Origin of the sequence: Chromobacterium alkanivorans (assembly GCF_016937655.1) — a bacterium.
Taxonomy (GTDB): domain Bacteria; phylum Pseudomonadota; class Gammaproteobacteria; order Burkholderiales; family Chromobacteriaceae; genus Chromobacterium; species Chromobacterium alkanivorans.
The window spans coordinates 340,901-363,894 of record NZ_JAFHKL010000003.1; the positions used below are offsets into that span (position 1 = coordinate 340,901).

General features: G+C 65.7%; 18 protein-coding genes. 11 read left to right on the plus strand and 7 right to left on the minus strand.

Translation table 11 applies throughout. From position 1 onward, the window contains the following. The first annotated feature begins 250 nt into the window (after positions 1-250). On the plus strand, positions 251-2,239 hold the full coding sequence (locus tag JW897_RS07365) for an exotoxin A binding domain-containing protein (RefSeq protein ID WP_205465664.1): 1,989 nt from the start codon (positions 251-253) through the stop codon (positions 2,237-2,239). A 250-nt stretch (positions 2,240-2,489) separates the two neighbouring features. On the opposite strand, the gene JW897_RS07370 is transcribed toward JW897_RS07365, so the two are convergent. The 6 genes from JW897_RS07370 to JW897_RS07395 all read right to left on the minus strand — a co-directional run bounded on the left by JW897_RS07370 (position 2,490) and on the right by JW897_RS07395 (position 11,010). Further along, positions 2,490-4,298: a carbon starvation CstA family protein gene (locus JW897_RS07370; protein ID WP_205465665.1), complete on the minus strand. Its 1,809-nt coding sequence runs from the start codon at positions 4,296-4,298 to the stop codon at positions 2,490-2,492. 442 nt (positions 4,299-4,740) lie between these two features. Beyond that, on the minus strand, positions 4,741-5,517 hold the full coding sequence (locus tag JW897_RS07375) for a type 2 periplasmic-binding domain-containing protein (RefSeq protein ID WP_053077173.1): 777 nt from the start codon (positions 5,515-5,517) through the stop codon (positions 4,741-4,743). Between the two features lie 72 nt (positions 5,518-5,589). After that, complete coding sequence (gene btsR / locus JW897_RS07380; RefSeq protein ID WP_338030559.1) at positions 5,590-6,324, minus strand: two-component system response regulator BtsR; 735 nt, start codon at positions 6,322-6,324, stop codon at positions 5,590-5,592. Further along, positions 6,321-8,021 carry a sensor histidine kinase gene (locus JW897_RS07385; protein ID WP_275899846.1) on the minus strand — a complete coding sequence of 567 codons (1,701 nt, stop codon included), beginning with the start codon at positions 8,019-8,021 and terminating at the stop codon, positions 6,321-6,323. Before JW897_RS07385 ends, btsR begins: the two co-directional genes overlap by 4 nt. A gap of 157 nt (positions 8,022-8,178) precedes the next feature. Continuing rightward, positions 8,179-9,705, minus strand: coding sequence for a fumarate hydratase (locus JW897_RS07390; protein ID WP_205465666.1), 1,527 nt, complete (start codon positions 9,703-9,705; stop codon positions 8,179-8,181). 348 nt (positions 9,706-10,053) lie between these two features. Beyond that, positions 10,054-11,010 carry a GlxA family transcriptional regulator gene (locus JW897_RS07395; protein WP_205465667.1) on the minus strand — a complete coding sequence of 319 codons (957 nt, stop codon included), beginning with the start codon at positions 11,008-11,010 and terminating at the stop codon, positions 10,054-10,056. Between the two features lie 172 nt (positions 11,011-11,182). Here JW897_RS07395 and JW897_RS07400 point away from each other — a divergent pair, with 172 nt between their 5' ends. Both JW897_RS07400 and JW897_RS07405 read left to right on the plus strand, forming a co-directional pair. Next, positions 11,183-12,328, plus strand: coding sequence for an aromatic ring-hydroxylating oxygenase subunit alpha (locus tag JW897_RS07400; RefSeq protein WP_205465668.1), 1,146 nt, complete (start codon positions 11,183-11,185; stop codon positions 12,326-12,328). Positions 12,329-12,343: 15 nt separating this feature from the next. Then, a complete protein-coding gene (locus JW897_RS07405) occupies positions 12,344-13,282 on the plus strand; it encodes a PDR/VanB family oxidoreductase (protein WP_205465669.1) in 939 nt (312 codons plus the stop codon). Positions 13,283-13,661: 379 nt separating this feature from the next. Here JW897_RS07405 and JW897_RS07410 read toward each other — a convergent pair whose 3' ends face one another. Continuing rightward, complete coding sequence (locus JW897_RS07410) at positions 13,662-15,074, minus strand: sigma-54 interaction domain-containing protein (protein WP_205465670.1); 1,413 nt, start codon at positions 15,072-15,074, stop codon at positions 13,662-13,664. 374 nt (positions 15,075-15,448) lie between these two features. Here JW897_RS07410 and JW897_RS07415 point away from each other — a divergent pair, with 374 nt between their 5' ends. The 8 genes from JW897_RS07415 to JW897_RS07450 all read left to right on the plus strand — a co-directional run bounded on the left by JW897_RS07415 (position 15,449) and on the right by JW897_RS07450 (position 22,884). Beyond that, entirely contained in the window at positions 15,449-16,240 is a 792-nt protein-coding gene (locus JW897_RS07415; RefSeq protein WP_205465671.1) for an ABC transporter ATP-binding protein, read from the plus strand. Positions 16,241-16,260: 20 nt separating this feature from the next. Continuing rightward, complete coding sequence (locus JW897_RS07420; RefSeq protein ID WP_205465672.1) at positions 16,261-17,034, plus strand: transporter substrate-binding domain-containing protein; 774 nt, start codon at positions 16,261-16,263, stop codon at positions 17,032-17,034. Positions 17,035-17,074: 40 nt separating this feature from the next. Beyond that, a complete protein-coding gene (locus JW897_RS07425) occupies positions 17,075-17,788 on the plus strand; it encodes an ABC transporter permease (RefSeq protein ID WP_205465673.1) in 714 nt (237 codons plus the stop codon). A 13-nt stretch (positions 17,789-17,801) separates the two neighbouring features. Continuing rightward, on the plus strand, positions 17,802-18,497 hold the full coding sequence (locus JW897_RS07430) for an ABC transporter permease (RefSeq protein ID WP_205465674.1): 696 nt from the start codon (positions 17,802-17,804) through the stop codon (positions 18,495-18,497). Between the two features lie 32 nt (positions 18,498-18,529). Further along, positions 18,530-19,732 (plus strand): pyridoxal phosphate-dependent aminotransferase, encoded by a 1,203-nt coding sequence (locus tag JW897_RS07435; protein ID WP_205465675.1) that lies wholly within the window; start codon positions 18,530-18,532, stop codon positions 19,730-19,732. Continuing rightward, entirely contained in the window at positions 19,729-21,324 is a 1,596-nt protein-coding gene (locus tag JW897_RS07440) for a 5-guanidino-2-oxopentanoate decarboxylase (RefSeq protein WP_205465676.1), read from the plus strand. The genes JW897_RS07435 and JW897_RS07440 overlap by 4 nt, the downstream gene beginning before the upstream one ends. A gap of 133 nt (positions 21,325-21,457) precedes the next feature. After that, complete coding sequence (locus JW897_RS07445) at positions 21,458-22,132, plus strand: hypothetical protein (protein WP_205465677.1); 675 nt, start codon at positions 21,458-21,460, stop codon at positions 22,130-22,132. A gap of 41 nt (positions 22,133-22,173) precedes the next feature. Further along, the gene (locus tag JW897_RS07450; RefSeq protein ID WP_205465678.1) at positions 22,174-22,884 is read left to right on the plus strand and encodes a hypothetical protein; all 711 of its coding nucleotides are present in this window, start codon (positions 22,174-22,176) and stop codon (positions 22,882-22,884) included. Positions 22,885-22,994 lie beyond the last annotated feature (110 nt).

Here is a 22,994-nt window from a genome sequence, read left to right on the forward strand (position 1 = left end):
TGCCATAAAAATTTAAATACCCATCCATCACATCAATAGAAACAACAATAAAGTCCTTACAAAACCATCTTTATTTAACACTTTCCTAAAAAACAATTTTCCAATCAAAATCAATGACATAGAACTGTAATTATTTACCATTGACCTAAAAAAACAAACACCGGAATACTGTAAATATAAAATTCAATCATTTAAAAAAATGATCACAACAATGGCTCGCTCGCTTCATTCCATCACTTAGGAGCGCCATATGCGATTGTATAAAAGCCTTGCCCTTGCCGCGGGCCTGATTCCCTTATTGTCCGCGTGCGAAACCGACGAAGCCAGCCCCTTTGCCGCCGGAACAGCTCAGACCGCCAGTTTCAAACAGGCCACCAGTTCCGTCATCAAAACCGATTTCGAAATCTTCAAACAATGCGCGGACAACTGCATTCTCTCGCCGGCGGAACCGGGCAAATTCATCAGCACCTCATTGCCGCTGCAAATCACCCCGTCGCCGAACGAAGGCGTGCTGTATTACTCGATGTTCGTGCAAGACCGTTTCACCACCGCCGCCAATAACAGCGCCACCATCAAGATCGACGATTTCGCCAAGGTCCGGATCAACGACGGCCAGGGCACCGGTCACGCGCCGGGCACCTTGACCATTGAACTGGCCACCCCAGACGGCAAGGTCAAGAAATTCACCCATAAGCGCCGCACCGAATGGTTCACGCTGAATTGGGCGGTGCCTATCGGCAAAGACGCGCCCACCAGCATCAAGCTGTTCATCATGGACATGGACAGCAATAAGAAGATCGTCGATCACTCGCCGCTGTACAGCGTGGACCTGGACGACGCCGCGTTGGCGCGCTGGCCGGACAAGGCCAAGCTGGCGTTCAGCTCCGCCAATCCGAGGAATGACATCATCCTGTCTTGGCCGGGCGTGGGCTACACCGCCGCGCCAGCGCAGCACAACCGCCAAAAGCGCTGGAGCGAATGGCATAGCGGCGTCCTGCTGTGCTGGCTGGACCCGCTGGACGCCATCTACAACTACGTCACCCAAAACCGCTGCCAGTTGAACAAGACCTGGGAAGGCGCGCTGTACAAGGTGGTGGCCGGCAAGCCGCAGATCAATGAATTCAAGCCGCTGGCCAAAGCGCCCATCCAGCACCGGGTGCACTTCAGCAAGGAAAACGCGCTGGGCGCGCTGTCCGCCCACCGCGTCTGCGGCATTCCGCTGGAATCGCTGGCCCGCAGCCGCCAGCCCAGGGGCTGGGAAGAACTGTCCGCTTGCGGCTTCCGGGTGGAAAACATCGTCGGGCTATACATCGCCACCCGACTGTCCTTCGACCGTTTCCGCCAGGTGGTCGATGACTTGATCCATTCCCGCCCGGTCAGCGGCGCGCAAGACCCGGAGGCGCTGGCACAGCTGGGCACCGCGGTGCGCGAAACGCCGGAAATGGCCCGCGAAGGCCTGGCCGAGGCGGAGGCGCGCTTGAACGCCTATCGCGCCAACCACGCCGGCGCCAGCGCCGACGACGCGCAAAGAGCGGACGTGCTGTCGCTGACCTGCCCGGCCGATAGCGAGCCTTGCGCCGCCACCAACGCCGACGGCGCTCACGTCAACCGCGAGTACCACCCCGGCTCCAGCTTCTTCGCGCCGGGCGAGCCGGTGGAATTCCTCGCCAACGGCACCACCCGCAACTGGAGCCAGGAACGTCTGCAAGCCACCCATCAACGGCTGCTGGACCAGGGCTATGTCTTTGCCGGCTATCACGGCGGTTCCCTCGCCGCAGCCAGAAGCATCGTCACCGGCGGCATCACCCGCCGCTCTCAGGAACTGCAACCGATCTGGCGCGGCCTCTACATCGCCGGCAATCCGGAAGTCGCCTACGGCTACGCGCTGGACAACGACTCCGGCGCCACCGGCATCATGATGCGCGTCTACGTGCCCAGAGCCGCCCTCTCCCGCCTGTTCCGCACCAGCCAGCCGCTCAACGACGAGGCCGCGGCGCTCAGGGAGATCAGCCGCCTGCTTGGCCGCAACGTCACCTTGAACAGCGTCTTGGGTTATGAGTCGATCACCGGGCCGCAAGACCCCGGCGAGCCGGATGAAACCATCCTGGGCTGGGACCTGGCCGAACACGCGGTGGCGATTCCGTCGATGATTCAGGGCAACAACAGCGTGCGGCCTATCAATGTGCCGGACTACGAGAAGAAGATCAGCGGCCTGCCTGACTACGTCACTAAACGCTGACATCCACCACCTGAGAAAGCGCCCTCTGGCTTTCTCAGAACGTGTTTACGATCTCGCGAGCTAAGGCGAGACAAGGCGAAAACGAGCGAAAAAGCGGAATGTACACGTGGTACATGAGCATTTTGAGCTCGTTTTCAACGCCGTATCGCCGACGCGCAGCAGATCGTAAACAGGTTCTCACGGCCCTGGCGCAAAAAAAGGCCCGCTGTCGCCAGCGGGCCAAGTCTTACCCCAATTTTGATTAAGCGGCTCAAGCCTTGGCGGCGGCCAGTTCCCGGCTCGCGTCCGGCGCCGGACGCGCCAGCAGTGCCCTCCACTTGCGGCAGGCGGACAGCAAGATCACCAGGCCCAGCGCCAGCATGGTGATGGAAATGGCGGCATTGAACAGGTTGTAACCCTTGGCCGCCGGGTTCAGGTAAACGTGCTTGATCATCCAGTAGCCGGCGTAGTTGACGGTGACGTAGAGATAAGCCAGCGGCGCCAGGCAGGTCATCATGTAGGCGCGATTGTGCGACAGCCGCAGGATGATGGTGGCGCCGATGATCAGGCCGATGGACGCCATCAGCTGATTGGACACGCCAAACAGCGCCCACACCGAATTGATGTCGCCGGAGTTCAGCAGATAGCCCCACAGCAGGCAGGCCACCACCGAGGCGCCGATGGCGCCGGGCATCCAGTCGGTGCGCTTGAGCGGCGCCCAGGCGTCGCCGACGAAGTCCTGAATCAGATAGCGGGCAACACGGGTGCCGGAATCGATGGCGGTGAGGATGAACACCGCTTCAAACATCACCATGAACTGGAAGAAGTAGGACGCCAGATTATGGAACCAGGGGATGCGGGTGAAGATGTCCGCCATGCCCACCGCCAGCGTCACCGCGCCGCCGGTGCGGCCGTACAGGTCCAGGCCGATCTCCTGCGACAGCTGCGGCAGGTTCACCACCTGCATGCCCAGCTTGGCGAAGGCGTCCGGCGCGGAGTTGATGGCGAAGTAATCCGCCGGGTGCAGCGCGGTGGCGGCAATCAGCGCCATCACCCCCACCACGCATTCGGCCAGCATCGCGCCAAAGCCCACCGGCAGGATGTCGCTCCAGCGGTCTATCTGCTTGGGCGTGGTGCCGGAGCCGATGAAGGCGTGGAAGCCGGAAATGGCGCCGCAGGCGATGGTGATGGAGATGAACGGCCATACCGGGCCGGCCAGCACCGGGCCGCCGCCGTGGATGAACTGGGTGACGGCGGGGAACTGGATTTGCGGGTTGATGAACACCACGCCCACCACCAACAGGCCGAACACGCCTATCTTCATGAAGCTGGACAGACAGGCGCGCGGCGTCAGCAGCATCCACACCGGCAGCGCGGTGGCGAAGAAGGCATAGATGGGCAGCAGCAGGGACACGGTGGACGCCTTCAGCGTCAGCATCTCGCCCAGCGCGGTGCCCTGGATGTAGGGGCCGGCGAACACACAGGCCATGATGGCGGCGACTCCGACATAGCTGGCGTTCTTCATGCTGCCGGTGACGCGCTCCCACAGGCCGACGGCGATGGCGATGGGAATGGTCATGCTCACCGCGAACGCGCCCCAGGGATTGCGCTCCAGCGCATGCACCACCACCATGGACAGACCGGCCATGGTGATGGTGATGATGAACAGCATGGCCAGGCCGGTACACCAGCCGGCCCAGGGGCCCAGCTCGGTCTTGGCCACTTCCGACAAGGATTTGCCGTGATGCTTCATCGAGGCGAACAGCACCACGGTGTCGTGCACCGCGCCGCCGATCACACAGCCTATCAGCAGCCACAACATGCTGGGCAGATAGCCGTACTGGGCGGCCAGCACCGGCCCCACCAGCGGGCCGGCCGCCGCGATGGCGGCGAAGTGGCCGCCGAACGCCACCCACTTGCTGGTGGGCACATAGTCCTTGCCGTCCTGCAATTCATGCGCCGGGGTCACGGCGCTATCATCGACACCCAATACCTTGCGCGTGAAGAACACCCCGTACAGGCGGTAGCAGATGGCAAGTATGCAAAGGGTGGCGATCACGAAGGTCAATGCGTGATCCATTTTTGTCAGCTCCGGTGATAGTCTTACCCGGAACTTACGCGCGGGCGCGGCCTCCGTGTGGCGGAAACCGGCTCAGCGGCAGCATGGCGTCGCCAGCGGCGGCTGGAGCGGAGCGAGCGGCGCTCAAGGCCTGTTCAAAGTCTCGCGAGCAAGGGCGAGACAAGGCGAAACCGGCTGAGAAAGCGAAATGTACACGTGGTACATGAGCATTTCGAAGCGGGCACTCATCGCACAATGTCTCTACCGACGCGCAGCAGATCGTACACAGGTTCTAAGCGCAGCAGGCTTTGAACAGTCCCTCAGAACGTGTTTACGATCTCGCGAGCTAAGGCGAGACAAGGCGAAAACGAGCGAAAAAGCGGAATGTACAAGTGGTACATGAGCATTTTGAGCTCGGTTTCAACGCCGTATCGCCGACGCGCAGCAGATCGTAAACAGGTTCTCAGGGCTGCCAATCCTGATACGGCTTATGCACCTTGGCGTAGGCTTTCTGCAGTTCGCCGCTGGCGCGCGCGGCGCGGATGGCCCGGTTCAGCGCCTGGTGGACGAAATCGCCGCGGCGGTTGCAGTTGAGGAAGAACACGTCCGGGTAGTCGTCGAAGCGGGCGCGGCGGATATTGTTCAGCTTGAACTTGCGCACCAGATAATCCGCCTCCTCCTGCGCCCACAACACCCCGTCCACCCGGCCCAGGTTCAGCTTTTTCAGCGACAGCTCCAGATTGACCACGCTCTTGCTGGGAAAGCCCCAGTTCACCGGCGGCGCCTCGATATTGTATTTGGCCAGATTGGCCATGCGCAGCACGTCTTCCTTGTCCAGCGGCTTGGTCTTGTGGGTGTAGAGCACGAAAGTGACCTTGCCCAGCATCTCCTTGGTGAACTGGTAGGGCGTGGCGTCGTCGGCGCCTTCGCGCACTTTCATGATGGGAAAACGGAAGTCCGCGTTCTTGTCGTTGGTGTCCATGTAGACGCGCTTGACCGGCTCGATGCTGAAGCTGATCTTGCCTTCCTTGTAATGCCTGGCCACCACGTAGAGCAGTTCGGCGAACGGGCTGTTCTGATTGTTCTCCAGCAATTGCGGCAGGAAGACGGCGATGCCGTGCAGGTCCGGCCGGGTAATGTTCGGCGAACTGTCCTGGGTCGCCGTGCCGTTGCAGGCGTGGAGCAGGCCGGGCGCGCAGCCCAGCGCCCAGGCCGCGCACAGCAGTATTGGTTTTGTCATCGAATGTCTCCCCCTGGACTGAGGTGTAGCACACCGGCGGGGGATGCGCGGCGCATTCGGACGGGCGGGCCGCTAGCTCGCGATGCCCAGCGCGTCCTTCAAGGGCTTCAGATAGCGGCGGCTGACCGGCAGACTGTGGCCGTCCAGCGTGCAGACGGTGGCCACGCCGTTGTCGCCGAACAGGATTTCCCGTATCGCCGACAAGCGCACCAGGTATTGCCGGTGGCAGCGGAACAGATCGCTGCGCTCTTCCAGCGTGCGCAGCGTCAGCTCGGTGAAACGCTCCGCGCCGGCGGCGTCCACCACGTACACGCCGCTGAGCCGGGAGCAGACGTAGGCCACCTCCTCCAAACGGCACAGCACGATGCGGTTGACGCCCTGGCAGGGAATCAGGTTCAGCGGCGCCAGGGCTCGCATCGCCTCCGGCGGCGGCGCGGCGCGCTGGCGCAGCCGCGCCAGGGTCTTGGCCAGCCGCGCCGGATCCACCGGCTTCAGCAGGTAGTCGCAGGCGTGCTCTTCAAAGGCCTGCAGCGCGTAGGCGTCGTAGGCGGTGACGAACACCACTTGCGGCATGGCTTCCGGGTCCAGCATCGCCAGCATTTCCAGGCCGCTGATGCGCGGCATCTGGATGTCCAGAAACACCACGTCCGGCTTGCGGCGATGGATGAAGGCGATGGCCTCCACCGCGTTACCGCACTCGCCGACGATGTCCAGGCCGCCGGCGGCCTGCAGCAGCTGGCGCAATTCGTCGCGCGCCAGCGGTTCGTCGTCCACCAGCAGCGCGCTGGGCAGGCCGGCCGCGCTCACGCCGCCGCTCCGGCGCGCTGCGCGTCCGCCCGCGGGCAACGGCAGGGCAGCAACAGGCTGACCCGGGTGTAAAGCTCAGGTGCGCAGTCCACCGCCACCCCGTAGGCCTCGCCGTAACGGGCGCGGATGCGGCGGTCCACCAGCGACATGCCCAGGCCGTCGCTATGCTCCGGCTTGCGGTAGAGCCCGGCGTTGTCCTCCACCGTCACCCGCAGGCCTTGCGCGTCGCAGCGGGCGGCGATGCGGATACGGCCCGGTTCCAGCAATTGCGAGGTGCCGTGCTTGATCGCGTTCTCCACCAGCGGCTGCAGGGAAAACGCCGGCAGCTCCGCCCGCCGCGCCGCCTCCGGCGCTTCTATCTCCACCTGCAGCCGGCCGGCGAAGCGCGCCTCCTCGATGCGCAGATAGGCGCTGACATGGTCGATCTCGTCGCCCAGCGTGGCCATCTCGCTGGAACGCTTCAGGTTCTTGCGGAAAAAGGTGGACAGGTATTGCACCAGCTGGCGCGCGTGTTCCGGGTTGCGGCGTATCACCGCGGACAGGGTGTTGAGCGCGTTGAACAGGAAGTGCGGGTTGACCTGGGCGTGCAGCAATTTGATCTCGGTCTGGGCCAGCAGCTGTTTCTGCTGCTCGTACTTGCCTTGCAGGATCTGATTGGACAACAACCGGGCGATGCCCTCGCCCAGGGTCAGGTTGATGCCGGAAAACAGCTTGTTGCGCGTCTCGTACAGCTTGATGGTGCCGATTACCCGCTCGTCCTCGCCGCGCAGCGGGATCACCAGCGAGGAGCCCAGCTTGCAGGCCGGGCTGATGGAGCAGCGGTACGGCGTCTCGTTGCCGTCGGCGTACACCACCTGGTTGGCGGCGATGGCGCGCTGGGTCAGCGGCGAGGTGATGGGCGTGCCGGCCAGGTGGTGGTCGGCGCCGGCGCCGATGAAGGCCAGCAGCCGCTCGCGGTCGGTCAGCGCCACCGCGCCCACGCCCAGCTCCTCGTACAGGATGCGCGCCATGGTCATGCAGTTGTCGCGGTCGAAGCCGTGGCGCAGCACGCCCTCGGCTCGGGCGGCGATCTGCAGCGCCTTGGAGGAGAAGGCGGAGGAATACTTCTCCGCCAGCGCGCGCCGGTCCAGCAGGATACGCATGAACATGGCCGCGCCCAGGGTGTTGGCTATCATCATCGGCAGCGCGATGCTGCGCACCAGATGCCAGGCGGCGGCGAAGGGCTTGACCGCCGCCAGCAGAATCAACATCTGCAGGCATTCGGCCAGCAGCGCCACCGCGGCCACCGCCAGCGGGTCGAACACCCGCCCCACCTGGCCGCGCCGCACGAAATAACGGTGCACCAGCCCGCCCAGCAGGCCTTCGGCCATGGTGGACGCCATGCAGGCGCCGGCGGTGACCCCGCCCAGCGAATAACGATGCAAGCCGCCGGTGAAGCCCACCGCCAACCCCACCCACGGTCCGCCCAGCATGCCGCCCAGCACCGCGCCGGTGGCGCGGGTGTTGGCGATGGAATCGTCGATGTGCAGGCCGAAATAAGTGCCCATCACGCAGAACACCGAGAACACCAGATAGCACACCAGCTTGTGCGGCAGGCGGATGGTGACCTGGGTCAGCGGGATGAACAGCGGCGTCTTGGACAAGAGATAGGCGATCACCAGGTAAACGCACATCTGCTGCAACAAGGTCAGGATCAATGAAAATTCGGTCAACATGCGGGCGGAGAAATAAGGGTGTGCCGCCGAGCATAGGCGACGGTTCGCCGCCCGACTTTGGTCTGGATCAAACCGTTTTCAAGCGCCGCCGGCCAAACAAAAACGGCCGCCGAAGGCGACCGTTTCTTTCATGCGAGCATTACACCGGGACCACCGGAATCTTGCCTATCTTCACGCGCCACTCGGCCGGGCCGGTGTTGTGCACGCTGGATCCACAGGAATCCACCGCCACCGTCACCGGCATGTCCTTGACCTCGAACTCGTAAATGGCTTCCATGCCCAGGTCTTCGAAGGCCACCACCTTGGAGGCCTTGATCGCCTTGGACACCAGGTAGGCGGAACCGCCGACGGCCATCAGATAGACCGCCTTGTTGTCCTTGATCGCCTCGATCGCGGTGGGGCCGCGCTCGGCCTTGCCTATCATGCCCAGCAAACCGGTCTGTTCCAGCATCTGACGGGTGAACTTGTCCATGCGGGTGGCGGTGGTGGGGCCGGCCGGGCCCACCACTTCGTCGCGCACCGGGTCCACCGGGCCCACGTAGTAGATGAAGCGGTTGGTGAAGTCCACCGGCAGCTTCTCGCCCTTGTTCAGCATGTCCACCATGCGCTTGTGCGCGGCGTCGCGGCCGGTGAGGATCTTGCCGTTGAGCAGCAACACGTCGCCCGGCTGCCAGCTTTGCACCTCTTCCGGGGTGATGGCGTCCAGATTGACGCGCTTGCCGTTGGAGTTGTCGTAGGTGATGTCCGGCCAGTCTTCCAGGCGCGGCGCTTCCAGCGAGGCCGGGCCGCTGCCGTCCAGGTGGAAATGCACGTGGCGGGTGGCCGCGCAGTTGGGGATCATCGCCACCGGCAGGCTGGCCGCGTGGGTGGGGTAATCCAGAATCTTCACGTCCAAGACCGTGGTCAGGCCGCCCAGGCCCTGGGCGCCGATGCCCAGCGCGTTGACCTTTTCAAACAGCTCCAGGCGCAGCTGCTCCACGCGGCTCAGTTCCGCGCCGCTGTCCGCCTTGGCCTTCAAGTCCTGGATGTCCACATGGCTCATCAGGCTTTCCTTGGCCAGCAGCATCGCCTTTTCCGGCGTGCCGCCGATGCCGATGCCGAGGATGCCCGGCGGACACCAGCCTGCGCCCATGGTGGGCAGGGTCTTCAGCACCCAGTCCACGATGGAGTCGGACGGATTCAGCGCGTAGAACTTGGATTTGTTCTCCGAGCCGCCGCCCTTGGCCGCACAGGTCACTTCCACGCCGTCGCCTTCGACGATCTCGAAATGCACCACCGCCGGGGTATTGTCCTTGCTGTTCTGGCGCTTGCCGGCCGGATCCAGCAGCACCGAGGCGCGCAGCTTGTTGTCCGGGTTCAGGTAAGCGCGGCGCACGCCTTCGTTCACCATTTCCTGCACCGACAACTGGGCGTCCCACTGCACCTTCATGCCCACTTTCAGGAACACCACGGCGATGCCGGTATCCTGGCAGATCGGGCGCTTGCCTTCGGCGCACATGCGGCTGTTGATCAGGATCTGCGCCATGGCGTCCTTGGCCGCCGGGCTTTCTTCCTTCAGATACGCCTGGTACAGCGCGTCGATATAGTCTTTGGGGTGGTAATAGCTGATGAACTGGAAGGCGTCGGCAATGCTTTGCACGAAGTCTTCCTGACGGATGATGGCCATTTTCGGGTTTCTCCAGCGTAGGGCTATTTGGGGTTTGCCCTGTCATTTTATGGAGGCGCGCCGCCCGCGCCAATCCAAACCCTCAACAGTACCCGATAATACCGTCCGCGGCCAGCCAATGCCCGCCGCGCCGGACCGCTCCAAAGTCTCGCGAGCTAGCGCGAGACAAGGCGAAAACCGCTTAGAACCTGTTTACGATCTGCTGCGCGTCGGCAGGATGGATAGAAAAGGGCGTTGAAAACGGTTTCGAAATGCTCATGTACCACCTGTACATTCAGCTTCTTCAACCGTTTTCGCCTTGTCTCGCCTTAGCTCGCGAGATCGTAAACACGTTCTTAGAACAGCTTCTCAAGCGCCGCTGCGATCCTCGCGATCCTCCCTCGGACTGCGGTCGAAACGCTTGCGGTAGGCGCGGGAAAAATAGGACGGCGACTCAAAGCCGCAGGCCACGCTGATTTCCACCACGCTCAGCTCGGTCTGGCGCAGCAGCCAGCGGGCGCGGTCCAGCCTCAGCGCGCGGTAGAACTCCGCCGGCGAGGCCTTGAGATGGGCGCGGAACAGGCGCTCCAGCTGACGGCGGGTGGCGCCGCAGCGCGCGGCCAGCTCCTCCGGCGGCCATGGTTCCTCCAACTGCTCCTCCATCAACCGTATCGCCTGCGCCAGCTTCTTGTTGTGCACCTGGTAGCGGCTGGCCACTTGCAGGCGCTGGTGCTCGGACGGGCTGCGCATCTGGCCCTGCACCAGTTGCTCGGACACCGCCAGCGCCAGCTCGCGGCCATGACGCCGCGCCAGCAAGGCCAGCGCCAGATCCAGCCCGGCCACCGCGCCGGCGGAAGTGGGCCGTCGCTCGGTCAGGAACAGCTCCTGGCTGGCCCTCACCTGCGGGTAGCGCTCCCGGAAGGCCGGAATCGCCTCCCAGTGCAGCGTCACCGTCTCGCCGCGCAGCAAGCCGGCCTCGGCCAGGATGAAACAGCCGGTGTCTATCGCCCCCAGGGTCATGCCCCCGCGCTCCAGCCGCCGCAGCGCCGCGCCCAATTCCGGCGTGTAATGGCGCAGCGGATGGAAGCTGCTGACCACGAACAGACAGGTGCACGGCCCAGCCTCCGCCAGCGTGCCGTCCACCATCAGCGCAATGCCATTGCTGGCCGCCACCGCCTGGCCGTCGACGGACAGCAGCCGCCAGCGGCTGGCGTCGGGCTGAAAGCGGTTGGCGATGCGAAACGGCTCCATCAAGGCGGCGAAGCCAATGAAGGAAAACTCCGGCAACAACAGGAAATGGTATTCGTCCACCGCGGCGCTCCCCATTCAATCCAGCACGCTCCATGGCCAGCATAAGCGCGAGCGCCCGGTTCGCGCTAATGCAAATTGTCGCGCAATGAAAAGTAAGCGTCGCCGCCATCCGCTCCGCCGCCGCCGGCAAACCGTTAAATCATCGACAGCCGTCCCCCACTCATAAGGCTTTTTAAGGAGCCCCGCCATGCAACAGCACGCCGTCGCCCTGCCCCCGCCCGCCGCGCCGCAACTGCCCGCCGACTTCTGCCGCGACATCGACCGCGCCCACACCCTGCCGGCGCGCTGCTACACCGCCGACGAGGTGTTCGCCTACGAGAAAGAGCGCATCTTCGCCAAGTCCTGGCTATGCCTGTGCCACGGCAGCGAACTGGCCCGGCCCAACGACTACGTCACCCGCCGAGTGATAGGCGAAAACATCCTGCTGCTGCGCGACCGCGACGGCGCGCTGCGCGCCTTCTACAACGTCTGTCCACATCGCGGCCACGAGCTGCTCAGCGGCAGCGGCCAAGCCAAGAATGTGATCACCTGTCCCTACCACGCCTGGGCCTTCAAGCTGGACGGCCAGCTGGCGCACGCGCGCAACTGCGAGCAGGTGGCGGACTTCGACCGCGCCGGCAGCCATCTGAGCCCGCTGCGGGTGGCCGAATACTGCGGCTTCGTCTTCGTCAACATGGACCCGGACGCGGCGGACATCGAGGTCGAATACGCCGGCCTGCAAGAGCACTTCATGCAAGTGTGCCCGCAAGTGGCGGACTTGAAGGTGGCTGAGCGCGTGGTCACCACCACGCCGGCCAACTGGAAAGTCATCGTCGACAACTACATGGAGTGCTACCACTGCGCGCCGGCCCACCCCAGCTTCTCGCAATCGGTGTCCACCGACGGCTACACCCACAGCTTCCACGGCCGCTGGACCTTGCAGCGCGGCGCCGCCCAGTCCAGCGACAGCAGCTACGCCTTTGACGGCGAGGCCGCCAACCAGGCCTTCAACGGCTACTGGCTGTGGCCCGGCGTGATGTTCAACGTGGTACCCGGCGACGCGGCGATGACGGTGATCTACGAGTTTCCGGAATCCGCCGGCGTCACCGTCCAGCATTACGACATCCTGTTTCTCAATCAGGACTTGAACGAGGAACAGCGCCGCTTCGTCAGCTGGGCGCGCGACGAATTCCGCCCCGAGGACCTGCGGCTGGTGGAAAGCGTGCAGCGCGGGCTGCAATCGCGCGGCTACCGCGGCCAGGGCCGCATCATGGCGGACAGCCAGCGCAGCGGCATCAGCGAGCACGGCATCGCCCATTTCCACCAGCTGGTGGCCGCCGCCTACCGCGGCTGAACCGGAGCGCCGCGCATGCCCGCCATCGTCACCGAAGTCTGCGCCATCGAGGAAGTGGCCGCCGGGATCAAGGCCTTCACCCTGCGGCCGCTGGACGGCCCGGCCCCGCCCTGCCCGTCCGGCAGCCACATCGTGGTGGACATGCCGCCGCCGGGCCGACCGGCGGCCTACTCCCTGCTGGACCCCGGCGGCGGGGTCTACCGCATCGCGGTCAAGCAGGAGCCGGACTCGCGCGGCGGCTCGCGCTACCTGCACGCGCTGCAGCCGGGCAGCCGCCTGCGGGTGCAAGCGCCGGCCAACCGCTTCCCGCTGGCCGCCGCCCCCGGCCCGCGGCTGTTCATCGCCGGCGGCATCGGCATCACCCCCTTCATCGCCCATATGGCGGCGCTGGGCGCTGACGCCAGCTACCAGCTGCACTACGCCTTCCGCGACGCCGCCGGCGCCGCCTTCGCCGCAGAGCTGGCCGAACGAAGCGAACGGGGCGACGCCAGAATCCGCCTGTACGAGAGCAGGGCCGGCCGCAAGCTGGACCTGGACGCGCTGATCGCCGCCGCGCCGGCGGACAGCCAGGTATATGTCTGCGGGCCGGAACGGCTGATCGCCGCGACCGCGGACGCCTGCGCGCGGCGCTTGCCAGCCGGCCGGCTGCACTATGAGCGCTTCAGCACGGACGCCGCGGGAGAGAGCGCAAGTTTCGAGGTGGAACTGGCCCGCTCCGGCCTGCGGCTGCGGGTGGACGCCGACGAGTCCATCCTGGCGGCGATAGAACGGCAGACCGCGCTGCGGCCGGACTGCCTATGCCGGGAAGGTTATTGCGGCAGCTGCGAAACCAGGCTGCTGGCCGGCGACGCCGAGCACCGCGACCAATACCTGAGCGAGGCGGAGCGGCGGGAACGGATCATGATCTGCGTGTCGCGGGCGGCGGGGGGCGGGCCACTGGTGCTGGATTTGTGAGAACCTGTTTACGATCTGTTGCGCGTCAGCGATACGGCGTTGAAACCATCTTCGAAATGCTCATGCACCACTGGTACATTCCGCTTTCTCAGCCGCTTTCGCCTTGTCTCGCGAAATCGTAAACAGGCTCTGAGAGGCGGTTTAAAGGCACCAATGTGGAAAACCGCGAGCGCTGGCGGGTATCGCCTGCGGCTCCACCCACCCTACGCGCGGCCGCTCGCCATGGGTAGGGTGGGTGGAGCGCAGCGATACCCACGCGGAAATCTTAGGCCCACTGGCCGTCACCGGGCTCCACCGCAATCGCTGTCGTGCATGATGGCTCCTTTTATGCTGTTCAGCACCCCCATCGGCAGCTCTCTTCGGGATATCCCCGCCCCGTTCACCCCAGCACCGTGCGCGCCAGCTGTATCCCGTGCTTCTTCAATTTGTACTGCAAGGTGGCGCGCGGCAGGCCCAGCCGGCGCGCGGCCTCGGTCAGATTGGCGCAGCCCTCCAGGCAATCCACCAACAGCCGCCGCTCATAGCGCGCCATCCGCTGCTCCAGCGTGCCCTCGGCGTCCGGCGGCGGCGCGGCCGGCGGCCGGCGCTCTTCCGCGCGCCGCTGCGCCGCCTCGCCCTCGTCTTCCAGCAACAGGAAATCCAGTTCGTCCCCGCCCTCGCACAGGATCAGGCTGCGCAGCAGCACGTTCTCCAGCATGCGCACATTGCCCGGCCAGTGATAGCGCAGCATCCGCTCCATCACCGCGTGGCTGATGCGCTGCACGCGGTGGCCGGTGACCTTGCCGTGCTTGCGCAAAAAGGACTGCGCCAGCAGCGGGATGTCCCGCAACCGCTCGCGCAGCGGCGGCACCGCCAGACTGCCCACGTTCAAGCGGTACAACAGATCCGGCCGGATCTTGCGCTCGTCCAGCATCCGCTGCGGCGACTCGTTGCTGGCCGCCACCACCCGCACATCCACGCGCACCTCCGCGCCGGACCCCACCCGGCTGAACGTGCCCTCTTGCAAGGCGCGCAGCAGCTTGCCCTGGATGGACAACGGCAGCGAGTTGATCTCGTCCAGAAACAGGGTGCCGCCGTGGGCGGATTCCAGCACCCCGCGCCGGTCCTCGGCCCCGGTGAAAGCGCCGCGCACGGTGCCGAACAAGGTGCTTTCAAACAGCGGCTCCGGCAACGCCGCGCAATTGAGCACCACGAAGGGACGCTCGGCGCGCGGCCCCTCCTGATGCAGCAGCCGGGCGAACAACTCCTTGCCGGTGCCGGTTTCGCCGTGGATCAACACCTGCACGTCGGCGCGCGCCAGCCGCCGGCCCTGATGGATCAACTGCTTCATCGCCGCGTCGTCGGTGATGATGCCCATCAGCCCGCCGTCGGCCACCTCCTCCACGCCCTGCTGCAAATCCACCAGCGCCTGATGCAGCGGGCTGACCACGGTTAGATCGCGAGACAATTCCACCGCGCCGACGATGCGGCCGTCGGCGCGCTTCAGCGGCAGCGTGGTGTGCACCTGATGCACCGCCTTGCCCCTGGGATTGCGGTAACGCTGGTAATGATTGCGGTAGCTGCGGCCCTGCCGCAGCGCCTGCAACAGCGTGCTGCTGTTCTCGTCCAGCTCCGGGTACAGCTCCAGCAGATAGGTTCCCAGCGCCTGCTCGGCGGTGTAATCGTCCAGCTGCGAGCACTCCTGGTTGTAATAGGCGTAGCGCCCGTCCTGGTCGATGATGGCCACCGACAGGCCGATCGCGTCGAAAAAATCGCCAAACAGCGCAATGCCTTGGCTCAGGTCCGCGTCCATGTCTCCCCCTCTACTCCGCACCACCAGCACGGGTGCCCAAAATTTGGCGTTTTTATGAATAGTTGCAGTATTGACGGTTTTTGTCGCCACGAGCAAGCGCAAAACCCTTTTAAATTCATGCAATTAAAAAACAGGCCCGCTGGCATGGATGTTGCCACACTCAGCAGAGCCGCGCCCACACGCGACTGACAATAACGGGGACCTCGAAAGCCGTAGCGAGCGGTTCGAGAGCAAGGCGCACCGCGCACCGCGACCGAGCTAGTACAAGCAGTACAGCGAGGAAGCGAGCACGGAGCAACGCCGCTATCGGACCGCGCAGTAGGTTTTTCGAGGTCCCCAACAGCAGGCTGCCACAGCCGCAAGGAGGAGAGCCCATGCATCACCCCACACCCGCCATCCACCCTCCCCCCGCGCCCATCGTCGCGGTGGAAAACCTGCGCAAGCGCTTTGACAGCCAAGTCGTGCTGGACGGCGTCTCCTTCGCCGCCTCCGCCGGTGAAGTGGTGTCGCTGATCGGCGCCAGCGGCTCCGGCAAGAGCACCCTGCTGCGCTGTCTGAATCTGCTGGAAGTCCCGGACGACGGCCGGGTGCTGATCGCCGGCGAGGAAATCGCCCTGCGCACCGACAAACGCGGACGGCGCGCGCCGGCCGACCCGCGCCAGGTGGACCGGCTGCGCACCCGGCTGGGCATGGTGTTCCAGAACTTCAATCTGTGGCCGCACATGACGGTGCTGGAAAACCTGATCGAGGTGCCGATACGCGTCTTGCGCCAGCCGCGCGCCGAAGCGGTGGCGCTGGCCGAGGCGCTGCTGGAGAAAGTGGGCATGGCGGACAAGCGCCAGGCCTATCCGGCCTTTTTGTCCGGCGGCCAGCAACAGCGGGTGGCCATTGCCCGCGCGCTGGCCACCCGGCCGGCGGTCATGCTGTTCGACGAACCCACCTCCGCGCTGGACCCGGAACGGGTGGGCGAAGTGCTGCGGGTGATACGCCAGCTGGCCGAGGAAGGCTGCACCATGCTGCTGGTCACCCACGAAATGGCCTTCGCCCGCGAAGTGTCCAGCAAGGTGCTGTTCCTGCATCAGGGCCGCATCGAGGAAGCCGGTCCGCCGGAACAGGTTTTCGCCGCGCCGCGCAGCGAACGCTGCCGCCAGTTTGTCAACGCCTGACGCCCCCAGGGAGAAACCCCATGAACTCACTCCGCACTCTCATCGCCGCCTTCGCCGTCCTGTGCTGTGCCGCCGCGGCCGCCGCCAATCCGCTGCGCATCGGCATCGCCGCCGAGCCCTACCCGCCGTTCACCATCAAACAAAGCAACGGCCAATGGAGCGGCTTTGAAGTGGAACTGGTGCGCAAGCTGTGCCAGCGCCTCAAGCAAAACTGTCAGATCGCCGAAGTGTCCTGGGACGGCATCATCCCCGCGCTCAACAGCAAGAAGATAGACGTGATTTTCAACTCCATGTCCATCACCCCGGAGCGGGAAAAAGTCATCGCCTTCAGCCTGCCCTATTACTACACCGCCTCCGAATTCGTCGGCCCTAAAGGCCAGAAAACCGTGCTCAGCCCGGCCGGCCTCAAGGGCAAGACCCTGGGCGTGCAATCCGCCACCACCAACGCCAACTTCCTGAAGAAATACTACGGCGCCGGCTCCGTCATCCGTTACTACAACACCCAGGACGAACTGAACGCCGACCTCGTCGCCGGCCGCGTGGACCTGATGCTGCTGGACGCGCTGGCCGCCAGCGATTTCCTCGGCGGCAAGGACGGTTCCGGGCTGGAATCCAAGGGCCTGGCGCCCAAGGACCCGCTGTTCGGCCCCGGCATCGGCGCCGGCCTGCGCAAGGCCGACACCGCGCTCAAGCAGCAGTTCGACCAGGCCATCCTGCAACTGCGCGCCGACGGCAGCTTCGACGCCATCCAGAAGAAATACTTCAAGGTCAACATCTCGCCGGACGCCAAGTGACAGCGCCCCGCCAGCCCGCGCCGCCCCAGGGAGAGCCTATATGCTGGATGCACTGCAACAAGCCTACGACGCCGTAGTCCGCGACTGGGGCCCCGCCCTGCTGCAAGGCGCTGTGGTCACGCTGGAAATCTCGCTGGGCGCTTTCGCGCTGGGCCTGCTCATCGGCCTGGCCACCGCGCTGGTCAAGCTGGGCGGCCACCCGCTGCTCAAGCGGCTGGCCAACGCCTACACCAGCGTGTGCCGCTCGCTGCCGGAGCTGCTGCTGATCCTGCTGCTCTACTACGCCGGCGGCGACGCCATCAACGCGCTGGCGGCGCTGCTGGGCCAGCCGCAGGTGGAAGTGAACGGCTTCGCCGCCGCCATCGTGGTGCTGGGCATCGTGCAAGGCGCTTACGCGGCGGAAATCATGCGCGGCGCAGTGCAGGCGATACCGCACGGCCACATCGAGGCCGCGCGCGCCTTTGGCTGTGGCCGCTGGCTGACCGCGCGCCGGGTGATCCTGCCGGAGATGATGCCCTACGCGCTGGCCGGCCTGGCCAATCTGTGGCTGGTGCTGATCAAGGACAGCGCGCTGATCAGCGTGGTGGGCTACAGCGAACTGCTGTTCACCACCAAGCAGGCCGCCGGCTCCACCCGCCAGTACCTGCTGTTCTATCTGACCGTGGCCGCCATCTACCTATTGATGACCCTGCTGTCCAACGCCGGCTTCAGCCTGATTGAACGCCGCTTCCGCCGCTGGCAACCGGCGCTGTGAACGGGAGACCCGCATGAACTTCCAATGGCTGCAAGACTACGGCCCCATGCTCTGGCGCGGCGTCGCCGTCACCGTGCAACTCCTGCTGCTCTCCGGCGGCCTGGGCTTCGCGCTGGCGGTGGCGGTGGGCTTTGCCCGGCTGTCCCGCCAGCCCTTCCTCGCCTGGCTCAGCCTGTCCTTCACCAACCTGATCCGCGGCACCCCGCTGCTGGTGCAGATCTACGTGCTCTACTACGGCCTGGGCAGCCTGTTCGCCGGCTTTCCGGCGCTGCGCGACAGCCTGCTGTGGCCTTACCTGCGCGAAGGCTTCTGGTATGTGGCGCTGGCGCTGGCGTTGAGCGTGGCCGGCTATGTGGGCGAAGTGGTGCGCGGCGGCCTGGCCGCCGTGCCCAAGGGCGAACTGGAAGCCGCCCGCGCGCTGGGCATGTCGCGGCTGACCACGGCGCGGCGCATCTGGCTGCCGCGCGCGCTGCTGATCCTGCTGCCATCCCTGGCCGGCGAAACCGTGCTGCTGCTCAAATCCACCGCGCTGGCCTCCACCGTGGCGGTGATGGACGTGCTGGGCGCGGCCAACCTGGTGCGCGCGCAAACCCTGCGCACTTACGAACCGCTGCTGACCGTGGCGCTGATCTATTTCGCGCTGGCCTGGCTGATAGAACGCGTCTTTCTGCGGCTGGAGAAGAGACTGCCGGTCCGCACCGCCTTCTGATACCGCGCTATCCCATTATTACGGAGACCCCCATGCGCTTTTCCCCCCTGGTCGAACGCATCGCCGGCGAACGCGTCGATGCCTGGAACATCCACTTTGCGGCGCAACAAGCCGCCGCCCGCGGCGAGGACGTGATCATCCTCAGCGTGGGCGATCCGGAGTTCGCCACCCCAGCCCCCATCATTGAACGCGCGGTGGCCGCGCTGCGCGACGGCGACACCCACTACAGCCCGGTGGACGGCCGCGCCGACCTGCGCGCCGCCATCGCCCGCCGCCACGCCGCCGCCACCGGCCTGGAAATGGACGCCGACAACGTCATCGTGGTGGCCGGCGCGCAAAACGGCCTGTTCTCCGCCGCGCTCTGCCTGTGCCAGGCCGGCGACGAAGTGCTGGTGCCGGAACCGATGTACCTGACCTACGAAGCCAGCATCCGCGCCAGCGGCGCCGCGTTGGTGCCGGTGCCGGTCAAACCTGCCGACGGCTTCCACCTGGACCTGGCCGCGCTGGAAGCCGCTGTCACCCCGCGCAGCCGCGCCATCTTCCTCGCCACCCCCTGCAACCCCACCGGCGCGGCGTTGCGCTCGGACGAACTGGCCGCAGTGGCGGCGCTGGCCCGCCGCCACGACCTGTGGGTGGTGGCCGACGAAGTCTACGCCGGCCTCAGCTTCGAAGCCCCGCACCACAGCATCGCCGCGCTGCCCGGCATGGCGGAGCGCACGTTGACCCTGGGCAGCCTGTCCAAATCCCACGCCATGGCCGGCTGGCGGCTGGGCTGGGCCGCCGGCCCGCGCCCGCTGATCCAGCACATGGGCACGCTGGCCCTGTGCATGCTCTACGGCATCCCCGGTTTCATTCAGCAAGCCGCGCTGCTGGCGCTGCAAGACTACGACGCCTTCGTCGAACCGGTCCGCGCGCTGTACCAACGGCGGCGCGACCTGGCCCACAGCCTGCTCAGCGGCGTGGACGGCCTGCAATGCCCGCTGCCGGAAGCCGGCATGTTCCTGCTGCTGGACGTGCGCGGCTGCGGCCTGGAAGCCGGGGATTTCGCCTGGCGGCTGTTTGAAGCCACCGGCGTCTCCGTGCTGGACGCCGCCGCCTTCGGCCCCACCGCCGCCGGATTCATCCGCCTGGGCCTGGTGGTGGACGACGAACGCCTGGCCGAAGCCTGCCGCCGCATCGCCCGCTTCGCCGGCCAACTGCGCGCCGCCGCGCCAAGACAAAAGGAATCCGCATGAGCACCACCCTGGGCAGCTACCTCACCGCCTGGCTGGCGGCTTACGGCGTCGACACCGTGTTCGGCATCCCCGGCGTCCACACCATCGAGCTCTACCGCGGCCTGGCCGACAGCGGCATCCACCACATCGCCGCCCGCCACGAACAAAGCCTGGGCTTCATGGCCGACGGCTACGCCCGCGTCAGCGGCAAGCCCGGCGTCTGCTTCGTCATCACCGGCCCCGGCCTCACCAATATCGCCACCGCCATGGGCCAGGCCTACGCCGACTCCATCCCGCTACTGGTGATCTCCGGCGTCAACGCGCGCGGAAAACTGGGCTCCGGCGACGGCCACCTGCACGAACTGCCGAACCAGCACGCGCTGGCCAGCCAGATCGCCGCCTTCAGCCACACCCTGACCGCGGCGGCGGAACTGCCGCAAGTGCTGGCGCGCGCCTTCGCCGTGTTCGACGGCGGCCGCCCGCGCCCGGTGCACATCGAAATCCCGCTGGACCTGATGGCCGCGCCCGCCGACGGCCTGCCGCCGCCGCAAGCGCCGGCGATGCGGCTGCTGCGCGGGCCGGCCGCCCCCGCCGCCATCGACCGCGCCGCCCGCCTGCTGTCCAGCGCGGAGCGGCCGCTGCTGCTGATAGGCGGCGGCGCGCGCCAGGCCGCGCCGCAACTAACCCGGCTGGCGGAAATGCTGGACGCGCCGGCGCTGATGACCATCAACGCGCGCGGCGCGCTGCCGGACGGCCACCCGCTGGCGCTGTCCTGCAGCCCCTCGCTGCCGGCCGCTCGCCGCCTGATTGCCGCCAGCGACGTGGTGCTGGCCGTGGGCTGCGAACTGGGGCCCACCGATTTCGACATGTACGTGGACGGCGGCTTCCGCCTGCCCGGCGCGCTGATCCGCATCGACATCGACCCGGAACAACTCTGCCGCGGCCGCGGCGCGGATCTACCACTGCTGGGCGACGCCAAAGAAACCCTGCAACTGCTGATACCGCGGATCACCACCGCCCACCGCCAGGGCGCGGAGCGCGCCGACGCCACCCGCCGCCTGGCCGCCGCCGAAATGGAACCGGAAAACGCCGCCGACCTGGCCTGGCTGCACCGCGTGCGCGACATCCTGCCGCAAGCGCGCTGGGTGGGAGACTCCACCCGCCTGGTCTACGCCGGCAACCTCGGCTTTTGCGCGCCGCGCGGCAACAGCTGGTTCAACGCCTCCGTGGGCTTCGGCGCGCTGGGCTACGGCCTGCCCGCCGCCATCGGCGCCGCGCTGGCCGAACCGGAGCGGCCGGTGCTGTGCCTGGCCGGCGACGGCGGCTTCCAGTTCACCCTGGCGGAAATGGGCACCGCGATGGAAACCCGCGCCCACCTGATCGTGCTGCTGCTTAACAACCGCGGCTACGGCGAAATCAAAAGCGCGATGCGCGCCTCCAAGATGGAACCGCTGGGCGTGGACCTCTACACCCCGGACTTCCCGGCGCTGGCCCGCGCCTACGGCTGGCGCGCCGAAACCCTGGCGCTGGGCACCCCGGAACCGCTGCTGCGCCAGGCGCTGGAACAGGCCGCCGCCGCCGCCAATCCCACCTTGATAGAAATCGAGGCTTAAAGTGTGCGCCGGCCCGGCCCCGGGCCGCGCGCCGCAAACTCAATTTGCATAGAACCCGGCCGCGGCGATAACATGGCCTATCCACGGCGGCACCCGCCCCGCAAGCAATGCGAGACCGGCTCCGGGCATCCCTATGAGAGAACTCGAAATCGTCGAACAACTGGTCCTGGGCGTAGACCCGGCCGGCCGGCGCGACCCGCTGGGCACCCCCAAGGACCCGGCACTGGACAAGGCGCGCGCACTGTATTACGAGCAGCTCAAGCGCGTCGCCAAACAACACGCAGCAGACCCGCCCACCGCGCCCGAACCTCAGCCGGCCCCCGGCGGCGCGCGCCAGGGCCAGCGCTGGAGCATAGCCGAAGACAACCGCTTAGCTTTGCTGTGGGAAGCCTCCCCCGCACCGGTGCGCCAACTATCGGAAAAACTGGGCCGCAGCCCGCTGGCCATCGTCTCCCGGCTGGTCCGCCTAGGCCTGTACGAGCACCAGCAAGCGGCGATGCAGGCCGACAACGCCCGCATGCAAGCGCTGGACCTGCCGCCACTCTGGGACGTGCCCGCCGCCACGGAAGCGCCGCCGGCCAAACCCGCCGCGCCGCCCGCCGCAGACAAGCAAGGCGCGGCCTGGACCGTGGCCGACGACCAGCAACTGAAAACCCTATGGCACAGCCCGGCCCAGCCGGACAGCCAGGCCATCGCCAAGCAACTGGGCCGCAGCCGCGGCGCCATCCTCGCCCGCCTGGTGCGCCTGGGCCTGTTCAGCGACCGCGACGCGGCTTCTCAGGCGGATCAGGCGCGGCTAACCGGCTAGCCGCCCTCATCCTCTTCTAAATCACCAGTTCAAACGACACCATGGCATTCACCTTCGCAAATATTTTCAAGAATCGTCCCCCACAACAAGCAAGCACACCGGCAGCAGTTCCCGCTCCACAGCCAAGCGCCGCGCCAACACCGCCGCAAGCCATAACGCCTATCCAGCCCGCTAGCCCAACAAGCGCGCAAACTTCCGCGCCTAGCCTGCCGCCAGTCACAGCTCAGCCCTCCGCCCCAGCCCAGCCCGCCCCTAGCTCAGCAGAGAAAAAGGGGCATGAGGGCGAGAAAGCGCTCAACGCCTGGTTCAAGCAGCACAAGCTGGCCTATGTGGGCATCTGCCAGAGCAAAAACAGCTTTGCCACCCTATTCCATGGCACGGCCAAACGGCCGGACTTTCTGCTCCTGCTGCCCTCGCTGGGCATGATCGCCATCGACGCCAAGAACTACACCCCATCGCGCGGCGAACTCACCCTCAGCCTGGAGGAAGAACTCAAAAAGGCGCTCACCTTTGAGCGGCTATTCCGCCTGCCGCTGTGGTACGCCTATTGCGATAAACAAAACTTGGGCCAGAACTGGTACTGGATCAGCGCGCTGAAAGCGCTGGAAGTGGGCGAAGTGCGCGATGGCAGTAATGGGCAATTCCTGGCCATCAAGATGGAGCACTTTGAAACCATCGCCAGCCCCAAGGATTTGGCCAAGCTGTATACCCATACTTTGCCGAGTTTGGAGAAGGTGGCGGCGGGGGGATGATTGGAGGGAGTGGTAATGGACTTATAACCGACAGATGCTATTTTTTTAACCGTATGACCAATGCCGACGCTTATGTACCAAATTAAAAACTCAATCGAACCTGGCATCAC

What these genes read in the sequence shown, in the direction of transcription:
- JW897_RS07435 (WP_205465675.1), top strand. Translation starts at nt 18,530, where the DNA reads ATGCGCTTTTCCCCCCTGGTCGAACGCATCGCCGGCGAACGCGTCGAT.
- JW897_RS07400 (WP_205465668.1), top strand. Translation starts at nt 11,183, where the DNA reads ATGCAACAGCACGCCGTCGCCCTGCCCCCGCCCGCCGCGCCGCAACTG.
- JW897_RS07440 (WP_205465676.1), top strand. Translation starts at nt 19,729, where the DNA reads ATGAGCACCACCCTGGGCAGCTACCTCACCGCCTGGCTGGCGGCTTAC.
- JW897_RS07415 (WP_205465671.1), top strand. Translation starts at nt 15,449, where the DNA reads ATGCATCACCCCACACCCGCCATCCACCCTCCCCCCGCGCCCATCGTC.
- JW897_RS07375 (WP_053077173.1), bottom strand. Translation starts at nt 5,517, where the DNA reads ATGACAAAACCAATACTGCTGTGCGCGGCCTGGGCGCTGGGCTGCGCG.
- JW897_RS07365 (WP_205465664.1), top strand. Translation starts at nt 251, where the DNA reads ATGCGATTGTATAAAAGCCTTGCCCTTGCCGCGGGCCTGATTCCCTTA.
- JW897_RS07450 (WP_205465678.1), top strand. Translation starts at nt 22,174, where the DNA reads ATGGCATTCACCTTCGCAAATATTTTCAAGAATCGTCCCCCACAACAA.
- JW897_RS07420 (WP_205465672.1), top strand. Translation starts at nt 16,261, where the DNA reads ATGAACTCACTCCGCACTCTCATCGCCGCCTTCGCCGTCCTGTGCTGT.
- JW897_RS07395 (WP_205465667.1), bottom strand. Translation starts at nt 11,010, where the DNA reads ATGGGGAGCGCCGCGGTGGACGAATACCATTTCCTGTTGTTGCCGGAG.
- JW897_RS07425 (WP_205465673.1), top strand. Translation starts at nt 17,075, where the DNA reads ATGCTGGATGCACTGCAACAAGCCTACGACGCCGTAGTCCGCGACTGG.
- JW897_RS07370 (WP_205465665.1), bottom strand. Translation starts at nt 4,298, where the DNA reads ATGGATCACGCATTGACCTTCGTGATCGCCACCCTTTGCATACTTGCC.
- JW897_RS07430 (WP_205465674.1), top strand. Translation starts at nt 17,802, where the DNA reads ATGAACTTCCAATGGCTGCAAGACTACGGCCCCATGCTCTGGCGCGGC.
- JW897_RS07410 (WP_205465670.1), bottom strand. Translation starts at nt 15,074, where the DNA reads ATGGACGCGGACCTGAGCCAAGGCATTGCGCTGTTTGGCGATTTTTTC.
- JW897_RS07445 (WP_205465677.1), top strand. Translation starts at nt 21,458, where the DNA reads ATGAGAGAACTCGAAATCGTCGAACAACTGGTCCTGGGCGTAGACCCG.
- JW897_RS07390 (WP_205465666.1), bottom strand. Translation starts at nt 9,705, where the DNA reads ATGGCCATCATCCGTCAGGAAGACTTCGTGCAAAGCATTGCCGACGCC.
- JW897_RS07405 (WP_205465669.1), top strand. Translation starts at nt 12,344, where the DNA reads ATGCCCGCCATCGTCACCGAAGTCTGCGCCATCGAGGAAGTGGCCGCC.